This window comes from Microcoleus sp. B4-C2, assembly GCF_036705265.1.
Classification (GTDB): domain Bacteria; phylum Cyanobacteriota; class Cyanobacteriia; order Cyanobacteriales; family Microcoleaceae; genus Microcoleus.
Genome location: NZ_JAUBUB010000157.1, coordinates 1 through 8,294 on the forward strand (window position 1 = coordinate 1; position 8,294 = coordinate 8,294).

General features: G+C 46.1%; 11 protein-coding genes. 4 read left to right on the forward strand and 7 right to left on the reverse strand.

What is annotated here, in order from left to right; all coding sequences use genetic code 11:
• Nucleotides 1-285 precede the first annotated feature (285 nt).
• The 5 genes from glgA to QUB20_RS27405 all read right to left on the reverse strand — a co-directional run bounded on the left by glgA (nt 286) and on the right by QUB20_RS27405 (nt 3,345).
• Nucleotides 286-1,761, reverse strand: coding sequence for a glycogen synthase GlgA (glgA, locus tag QUB20_RS27385; protein ID WP_333251150.1), 1,476 nt, complete (start codon nt 1,759-1,761; stop codon nt 286-288).
• Between the two features lie 273 nt (nt 1,762-2,034).
• Nucleotides 2,035-2,334, reverse strand: a complete 300-nt coding sequence (locus tag QUB20_RS27390) for a hypothetical protein (protein WP_333251146.1) — start codon at nt 2,332-2,334, stop codon at nt 2,035-2,037.
• A gap of 19 nt (nt 2,335-2,353) precedes the next feature.
• Complete coding sequence (locus QUB20_RS27395) at nt 2,354-2,518, reverse strand: hypothetical protein (protein WP_333251143.1); 165 nt, start codon at nt 2,516-2,518, stop codon at nt 2,354-2,356.
• A gap of 192 nt (nt 2,519-2,710) precedes the next feature.
• Complete coding sequence (locus QUB20_RS27400) at nt 2,711-2,953, reverse strand: hypothetical protein (protein WP_333251140.1); 243 nt, start codon at nt 2,951-2,953, stop codon at nt 2,711-2,713.
• Between the two features lie 80 nt (nt 2,954-3,033).
• Nucleotides 3,034-3,345 carry a hypothetical protein gene (locus QUB20_RS27405; protein ID WP_333051740.1) on the reverse strand — a complete coding sequence of 104 codons (312 nt, stop codon included), beginning with the start codon at nt 3,343-3,345 and terminating at the stop codon, nt 3,034-3,036.
• Between the two features lie 180 nt (nt 3,346-3,525).
• On the opposite strand from QUB20_RS27405, the gene QUB20_RS27410 reads away from it, so the two are divergent.
• On the forward strand, nt 3,526-5,022 hold the full coding sequence (locus QUB20_RS27410; protein WP_333251138.1) for a glycosyl hydrolase family 57: 1,497 nt from the start codon (nt 3,526-3,528) through the stop codon (nt 5,020-5,022).
• A gap of 127 nt (nt 5,023-5,149) precedes the next feature.
• Here QUB20_RS27410 and QUB20_RS27415 read toward each other — a convergent pair whose 3' ends face one another.
• Together QUB20_RS27415 and QUB20_RS27420 are read right to left on the reverse strand one after the other, a co-directional pair.
• Nucleotides 5,150-5,449: a hypothetical protein gene (locus QUB20_RS27415; protein WP_333051735.1), complete on the reverse strand. Its 300-nt coding sequence runs from the start codon at nt 5,447-5,449 to the stop codon at nt 5,150-5,152.
• Between the two features lie 49 nt (nt 5,450-5,498).
• Nucleotides 5,499-6,110, reverse strand: coding sequence for a DNA-3-methyladenine glycosylase (locus QUB20_RS27420; RefSeq protein ID WP_333209862.1), 612 nt, complete (start codon nt 6,108-6,110; stop codon nt 5,499-5,501).
• Nucleotides 6,111-6,130: 20 nt separating this feature from the next.
• On the opposite strand from QUB20_RS27420, the gene QUB20_RS27425 reads away from it, so the two are divergent.
• The 3 genes from QUB20_RS27425 to QUB20_RS27435 all read left to right on the forward strand — a co-directional run bounded on the left by QUB20_RS27425 (nt 6,131) and on the right by QUB20_RS27435 (nt 8,216).
• A complete protein-coding gene (locus QUB20_RS27425) occupies nt 6,131-6,253 on the forward strand; it encodes a hypothetical protein (protein WP_006633228.1) in 123 nt (40 codons plus the stop codon).
• A gap of 910 nt (nt 6,254-7,163) precedes the next feature.
• The gene (locus QUB20_RS27430) at nt 7,164-7,667 is read left to right on the forward strand and encodes a hypothetical protein (RefSeq protein WP_333244067.1); all 504 of its coding nucleotides are present in this window, start codon (nt 7,164-7,166) and stop codon (nt 7,665-7,667) included.
• Nucleotides 7,668-7,775: 108 nt separating this feature from the next.
• Entirely contained in the window at nt 7,776-8,216 is a 441-nt protein-coding gene (locus tag QUB20_RS27435; protein WP_333251136.1) for a translation initiation factor, read from the forward strand.
• Nucleotides 8,217-8,294 lie beyond the last annotated feature (78 nt).

An 8,294-nucleotide genomic window follows, 5' to 3' on the forward strand; every position in this document is an offset into this window, starting at 1 on the left:
CGTCCTTTTTGGACGGGCGGGACGCCCATCCCACAATAACAATTAAAATTGTAAGTTATTTAATTCGCGATCCTTAGCTGTCGGGCATCTTGCGTTGTATTTTTCGGGCGGGCGGGACGCTAGGGCCCCTACTCCCCACAACAATTTCATCTGAGATGTTGCACCATTCTCAATAAGCCTTTTATGAACAGGCTGGACGGCCTGTGAAGCGAGAAAACTCATTCTTTGTGGAACGGGCCCCAGAGTCCGTTCTTGACAATGGTGCAGCATCTGAGATCCTACGGCTTATTTGTGTCTAATTAGCTCGTAAATTTCCACATAGTCTTTAGCTGGATATTTCCACGAATTGTCACAATTCATGCCTTGAAGCATGAGTTTTTCAAATTCATCATGATAGTCATACCACAATCCGATCGCCCGATCGAGCGCCGACTCTAAAGCGGCGTAGTCGGTTTGGTAAAACACGTAACCGTTGCGATCTTCCGGCAGGTGGCGGGTGTCGTAATCTCGATCGAACACAGTATTCACCAAACCGCCAACTCCCCGCACCACAGGAACAGTGCCGTACCTCAACCCAATCATCTGAGTCAGCCCGCAGGGTTCGTAATTACTGGGAACCACAATCATATCCCCACCCGCGTAAATTAAGTGCGACAGTTCCTCATTAAAACCTAGTTCTAAATGGCAGTCTGGATTATCATTTAAAAACTGTCTTTCGTGCTGGAAATGATCGTTAATTCCCGCTTCCGTCGCGGAACCCAAAAGCACGAATTGTGCCCCCTTACTCAGAGAGTAATAAATTGCATGGTGGACGAGATGGACACCTTTTTGGTCGTCCAAACGACCGATAAAGGTAATAATAGGCTTGTCAGCATCGCGCAGTAACAGCCGATCGCGCAAAGCTTTTTTAGTTTTGGCTTTTCCTGCCAAATCCTCCTGATTGTAGTGGTGCGGAATATAGCGATCGGTCTCAGGATTCCACACATCGTAATCAATGCCGTTGAGCACCCCGCGAAACTTCTCTTGATATAAATGCAATGTGTGCCCCAAACCGTAGCCACACTCGCCCATATGAGCTTCCCAAGCATGGTGGGGCGAAACCGTGGTGACAAAGTTCGAGTAAACAATGCCGCCTTTCATAAAGTTGATAGCAAAAGGGTTAAAGTTATCTCGGAGGCGATCGTAATCAAAATAATAATCCGGTCTGTGCAAACCCGTTGCTTCCAAAATATCGCCACCTCCCATGCCTTGATGTTTGAAATTGTGAATGGTATAGCAGACTCTCTGATATTCCATCCAATTGTATTTGTAAATTTCAAACAGCAGGACTGGCACCAAACCAGTTTGCCAATCATGACAGTGAATCACATCGGGACGCTTGTTGCTTCTGAGCAAAAATTCCAAAGCGGCTTTGCTGAAAAATGCAAACCGCATATTGTCGTCATTGCACCCGTAATAACAGCCGCGATTAAAAAAGTTATCTTGAGAGCGAGGTTCGATGAAAAAACACAACTGCCCGTGCACCCACCCGCACAAGACATCACAGAGGATTTCGCCGCCGTACCAGGGCACAGCCAAATCCCGGTAGGCCTCGTGAAGTCCCCAAATGTGGTCGTACCTCATGCAGTCGTACTTCGGTAGAATAATCTCGACGCAGTGGCCGGAATTCTGCAACTCCCGACTCAAACCGTAAACTACGTCACCCAAACCCCCTGCTTTGATGACGGGGGCGCACTCCGAGGCAATTTGTACAATGTACATTTTTTTTTCTCGCTCCTGGATGAATCAAAAAGATATTTTCTTAACATGACAAAGTATATGGTTTCTCGCCAAATAAGCAAGTAGGCCATTGGGAATACAGGGAAAATAGGCGCTGGTAGTGGATGTTGAGACGGATTGGGGCGATAACTGGCAATAGCCCAACGGGGAAGGATATCATCGAGGCGAAGCTGCAAGCTCTCCTTCAAAGGAAAAATCATCGGTTGAGCAAGTCGAAATTGTGGCAACTCGATCCCAAATTCCGCAAAACATAACTCATCTTCTCGCATTTGTCAACTCAATCTTTTGAGTCAAATCGCCATTTGTCTCGTCTAGTTCCGAATATCGAGCGAATAACTCACTCAAAGCTTCTTCTCCAGCAATCTCTCCATTACTGACAAACTTCTCTACCTCCACCGAACCATCACTCAAAAATTCAATTTCCCACCGTTCCCCAGGTACAGCTACAATTACCATCATAGCTTCATCGCGATGATGCGCTAAACTGTAATCGATCGCCTGTTTGTCCAACTTTTGCAAAAATAATATTAGTTGGTCAAATCCATTATTTTTCATCTATCAAATCTCCGATCGCTCAACAATTTGCGAACCATCCTAAAGCCGGGATATTTTCTTCAGCACCTCTTTCTATTTGCTCCCATATCATTTCGCTAAATTCTTCCCAACTTGGCGAAGTTGCCGGAAGCTGTGCTTGTTTTATACTACCTTTTTTACCTTTGAGAATCTCAGACACTTTCATGCCTGCAAATTTGTGTGCGATGTTTCTTCCTCCTTATCTTAGGATCGCGAATTAAATAACTTACAATTTTAATTGTTATTGTGGGACGGGCGGGACGCCCATCCCACTTTCAAGAGTGGAAGTTATTTAATTCTCATTCCTTACATAAATCCCACTCATAATTCTCATACCGCTCGACAAAAATGCAACAACTTATCCCAAACCCATAGCATCATTTTCACATATTAATAATTTACCTTTCCCCTGATAATACCAAACATAACCCTCTCCACCGCCTTTGCCAAAATGACCTAATTTTCGATAATCTTCTTCAATCCCCTGAGTAAATCCTTTCACCAAATCGCAATCAGCTATCAAAGTTTCACCTTGTTTGAGTTCGACAATCTTAGCGGGTGAATTTGTAGCTGCTATAACAGTAGCTTTTTGCTCGCGCAAAGCTGTAACAGCAATTCTCCACCTACCGTCAATCGATTTTAGATTTTAGATTTTAGATTTTAGATTTTAGATTTTAGATTTTAGATTAAAGAATTGAAGCATTGACTTGCGCGAGATAAATTCGGCGGGCAAGTTTCATCGGATACAGGTTTTTTATTTCTGGACGGATGAATCACGTGGCGGGTATCCTGGATGCTTTCGGTCAATTTTCCAATACACCAATGCAGCGCACCTTTTTGAATTATCACTCCCGAATTGTTCAAATTAATTTCCGCTTGCTGAACCAACGGAATATTTTTAGTGGGATGGTAAAACTTGTTGGTTTCTGGATTGATATTATTTTGGATGTACCACAAATCCGTCGGTTCCAAAACCTTGATTTCGTATTTCATAATTTACCTCGCCTATTTACCTGAAATGTGTTAAACATTTTACCCAAGATAAGGAGCTTCCGCGCTCCCGGACTTATCTTGTGAAATTTATCTTTGGCAGACATCCTCTGCTACTGTTAAAGTATCTAGCTATCTTAGCAATAGCAGACAGCGCCCCTCCACAATTGTTGAGAAAAACTTATGCCTGCGATCGCACAATCTCCCAATTTACCCATTTTACAAGAAATCAACTCAGGATTACCCAACATTTGCGGCTCCGAAGCGGAAATCAGTGCCGCAGCCAATAGCAACGAACCAATCTTTCTACCTACCACAAATCTGCGCCTCGAAAACATTCAAGCCGGATTCGCCTGCGCCCTCCATATGCACCAACCGACAATTCCTGCCGGTGCAAACGGCGAACTAATCTGCAATCTCCAGCATATGTTTGAACATCCCAACCAAGGAGACAATCACAACGCCGGAGTCTTTGCTTGGTGCTATTCTCGCATGGGAGAATTCATTCCCCAACTAATTGCTGAAGGTTGCAACCCGCGAATTATGCTCGACTATTCGGGCAACTTATTGTGGGGATTGCGCCAAATGGGACGCGACGATATCTTTGATAATCTCAAGCGGATTACCTGCGATCCTCAATATCAACCTCACGTAGAATGGCTGGGGACAATGTGGAGTCACGCCGTCATTCCCTCAACTCCAATCCCCGATATCAAGCTCCAAATTCAAGCATGGCAACATCATTTTGCGGCAATTTTTGGCATTGATGCTCTGAAGCGCGTCAAAGGTTTTTCGCCCCCAGAAATGCACTTTCCAAATCACCCTGATACACTTTACGAATACATCAAAGCTTTGAAAGAATGCGGCTATCGCTGGCTGATGGTGCAAGAACATTCTGTAGAAAATCCAGACGGTTCGGGATTGTCGCAAGACCAAAAATATATTCCCAACCGTTTGGTTGCGCGCAATTCTCACGGCGAAACAATCAGCATCACGGCTTTGATTAAAACCCAAGGTTCGGATACGAAATTGGTCGGTCAAATGCAGCCTTATTACGAAGCAAAAGGACGCAATAAACAGCAAATTGGCAATGTCACAGTTCCTTCTTTAGTCACTCAGATTGCTGACGGAGAAAATGGCGGCGTGATGATGAATGAATTTCCCAGCGCTTTTGTCAAAGCTTGGCACGAAAACCGCGAACAAGGCGGGGGAAAATCCGGTGTTGTTGGTTTAAACGGCACTGAATATTTGGAGATAATTGAAGCGGCGGGTGTTAATCCTGATGATTATCCGATTTGTCAAGGGGTTAACCAGCACAAAATCTGGCACCTAGTCGATGCTGATAGTGCAACACCGGAAAAAGTGGAAAGTGCGATCGCCCAACTCAAGCAAACCGACCATAATTTTCACATGGATGGTGCTTCTTGGACAAACGATTTGAGTTGGGTGAAAGGCTACGAAAATGTCTTGGAACCGATGAATCTACTCAGCGCTGCATTTCACAAAAAATACGATCCGCTGGTGCAGCAAGATGCCACCGTTACTAAGCAGTTTGAATACCAGCAAGCTTTGCTTTACAATTTGTTGGTGCAAACAAGCTGTTTCCGCTATTGGGGACAGGGAACTTGGACTGATTACGCCCGCGAACTTTACAACCGCGGCGCTGCTTTAATGAAGTAGGAGAATTTATTGTAAGGTGCGTCAGAAACAAATTGTTCGATCGGTATCAAATATCGGCGCTGACGCACCCTACGCCTGTTGGCAAAGTCCGAACAATTACCAATTAGTAATTACCAATTACCAACTCCTACATTTCCTGCATCAGCCGCAAGTAATTCTGCCGCATCTGCGTCATATTTTCCATCATTCTATTAGCCATATCTTTCTCAACATCGCTCATTTGCTGCCAAAATAAAGCCGATCGCCTCGCCATAATTGCTTCTTCCCATAGCATCTCCAAAAGTTGCGCCGCCATTGGGTTTTCAGCATCGATAATCCCACACAATTGCTGGAAGGCCCGGTTGGCTTCACTGTGACTACCAACATCCTGAGCCAGCGTCAGGCATTTTTTGAGTTGGACGATCGGGTTTTCAGAAGAGTAAGCCATAATTTCACGAAGATAAGCTACAAAATTTACGCTGATACCTTTGACATTACTAGAGTTGTGACACAGCCGTACAGTTCCCTACATACCAGCGCCAAGGCAAATCCATGCCTTGAGAAATCCCGATCCGCGTAGTTTGGACAAAATTTATTGTACCCTCCTCCACAGCTTGCTGAAATTGCTCGCTCCGGTGTTCCAATCGCAGCGGTTGGCCTGCACCCAAGGGAAAACCGCTTAAAGTTCGATCGATCAGCAGTACCTTACACAGTTTCCCAGGCCCGGCGGCGAGGCGCGATCGCTTCTTCTCAGGAATTGCAGCGAATTCTTGGGGAACCACATCTACCTGCAAAGCTCGAATCAGCACACCACTAGCAACTCCCTCTGCATCCGTCACCACGTTAAAACAGTGATACATCCCGTAAATTAGGTAAATGTAGCTCATACCCGGAGGCCCGAACATCACCTCATTGCGAGGAGTGCGTTGTCGGTAAGCGTGACAAGCGGGATCTCCGGGCCCGTAAGCTTCGGTTTCGACAATCATTCCCCGAATCGTCTCGCCGTCAGGAAACTGCCGCACCAGCGAGCATCCCAGTAAATCTGGCGCTACGCTGGTAGATGGCCGCGCCAGCCAAAAAGATTCTACAATCTGAGTATTTGCACTCACTCAACAACAGCAGGTAAATTATGGACGTTAAGTTAGTTTTAGCAGTCTTGACAGCAGTTTTCACCGTTTGTTGTCTGTTCTTTGGCACAAAAAACGGATTCTACGATACTGACAAGTATCACGGTAACGGTTCTGCTCACTAATTTTAGGCGATTGTTAGTTGCTTAAAAAAACCGCCGCCTGTCAGTCAGCCGGCGGTTTTTTTTATGAACCACAGAGGCCACAGAGGACACAGAGAAAGAGAAACAGAGAGCGGAAAGAATGAAAAGAAGTTGACAAGTAATGACACACCAGATTGTTTTATGGGCTGCCATTAAGGGTGAATTTTGCCATCTGGCATTTTAGTTTCTTGCAAGCTAGGATTCTCGAATTCGGCCCATCCCGGCAAATTTAAGCGAACTGTCGCTCGCCGCACTGTTTGGTTTGCAGCAATTCCTTGAGTTGCTTTTGTTGGTTATAAAAAATTAGATTTTTTGCCACAATAAATACAACTGCGATCGACAATCCAGCAGTAAATAAATTATTTATTTTCCTAAATATCCGAAAAGCTTCGGGGGCTTTGTCTCGCTGTTAAGAGATTTCTACAATAGTGCGATCGACCTCTCCACAATTCCCACAAAAAAATACAGGCATCTCCCACAAGCAGTCTGGCGAAATTAAACACCGCCGAACTTATAAATCCCGCCTCCTTTCCCTCGCTAGTGCTGCTTTGAGCTTGGCACTCGCCCCCCTCCGTCTGCTTCACTTTGCTTTGAGCAGTCCATAAACGGAATTTATTTTTACCCGAAGGCGCGCATTTGCATATACCTCCAGACTGAAATAAAAGAAACTTTATTTATATCCCTGGAATGAGTAAATCATCAAGAGATTTGAGGATGATTAATCTAGAAACGCAATACCGTACCTGCGCTGTTGATAAATTCTCAGCAACTACTTTTTTGGTCAAAATTGCTTTGAGAAATTAATTTACTCTAAAAACAGTTGGCAGCAGCTCAGGTTCCTTAACCTCGCCAGAACACACCCTACCTATAATCCCGACAATTCGGAGCGGCAATGAACACAATCAAACCCGAACCCAAAAGATCGCGCTTCATGGCTCTGCTGCTGACAACGCTGCTGACCTTTCCCTTTGTGAGTGCTTGCGGTTCTGACGAGCGAACTTACGCTCCCCCGCCTCCTGTTGACAACACTCGCGCTGGAGGAGTGCAAACTAATCGCGCCCCCACTCCTTCCCCACAAGCGAAAAAAGGACTGAACACGGCTCAAAAAGTAGGGATTACTTTAGCAGGAGCAGCGGCCCTTTACTACATCTACAATCAGTACAAAAATAAACAAGAAAAGGGGCCGCAGGGAAAACATTACCTTTCCAAAAACGGTCGCGTTTACTACCGCGATGCCCAGAATCGCGCGGTCTGGGTAACGCCCCCGCCGGGAGGAATTACAGTTCCGGAGTCCGAGGCAGTGCGTTACCGCGAATTCCAGGGGTACAACAACCAAAATACTGGTCGAGACCTTACTAGCTTGCCTGAAGCTACAAGTCCTGTTCCGGCACAGTAGTCTAAGCATTTGAGATTTTAGATTGCAGGTTCCCTGACTTTCAATTAAATGTGGGGTTCCCAATCTAAAACAGTCGTTTTTCAACACCTAAAAAAGAGGAACTTTATCATGGTAGACGGATTTTTGCGGAAGTTAAAAGATGCGATCGTTGGGCCAGACAGCGAGCAATTCGATCCTGACGGCAATTACCAAGATGCCTCAAATCCCGGACAGTACGGCAACGTGACTCCAGCCAGCCAAGACCCCTACGGCGACCCGGCTGAGTACGGACAGTACGGCAACGTGACTCCAGCCAGCCAAGACCCCTACGGCGACCCCGCAGACTACGGACAGTACGGCAACGTGACTCCAGCCAGCGAAGACCCCTACGGCGACCCCGCAGACTACGCCGGTACCGACTACGGACAGTTCGGCAACCTGACTCCGGCCAGCGAAGACCCCTACGGCGACCCCGCAGACTATGTAGCGGATGCTGGAATGTTCGGCAACCTGACTCCGGCCAGCGAAGACCCCTACGGCGACCCGGCGGATGAGGAAGGGTTTAGTTAACTACCAGATACATTTAACCCGGTAAATCCCGAACTAAGCCAGGAATCACCGTGTATGGCAAGATAGAAAAAGCAGCAA

What these genes read in the sequence shown, in the direction of transcription:
- QUB20_RS27390 (WP_333251146.1), bottom strand. Translation starts at nt 2,334, where the DNA reads ATGAAAAATAATGGATTTGACCAACTAATATTATTTTTGCAAAAGTTG.
- glgA (WP_333251150.1), bottom strand. Translation starts at nt 1,761, where the DNA reads ATGTACATTGTACAAATTGCCTCGGAGTGCGCCCCCGTCATCAAAGCA.
- QUB20_RS27405 (WP_333051740.1), bottom strand. Translation starts at nt 3,345, where the DNA reads ATGAAATACGAAATCAAGGTTTTGGAACCGACGGATTTGTGGTACATC.
- QUB20_RS27435 (WP_333251136.1), top strand. Translation starts at nt 7,776, where the DNA reads ATGGTAGACGGATTTTTGCGGAAGTTAAAAGATGCGATCGTTGGGCCA.
- QUB20_RS27425 (WP_006633228.1), top strand. Translation starts at nt 6,131, where the DNA reads ATGGACGTTAAGTTAGTTTTAGCAGTCTTGACAGCAGTTTTCACCGTT.
- QUB20_RS27410 (WP_333251138.1), top strand. Translation starts at nt 3,526, where the DNA reads ATGCCTGCGATCGCACAATCTCCCAATTTACCCATTTTACAAGAAATC.
- QUB20_RS27395 (WP_333251143.1), bottom strand. Translation starts at nt 2,518, where the DNA reads ATGAAAGTGTCTGAGATTCTCAAAGGTAAAAAAGGTAGTATAAAACAA.
- QUB20_RS27415 (WP_333051735.1), bottom strand. Translation starts at nt 5,449, where the DNA reads ATGGCTTACTCTTCTGAAAACCCGATCGTCCAACTCAAAAAATGCCTG.
- QUB20_RS27430 (WP_333244067.1), top strand. Translation starts at nt 7,164, where the DNA reads ATGAACACAATCAAACCCGAACCCAAAAGATCGCGCTTCATGGCTCTG.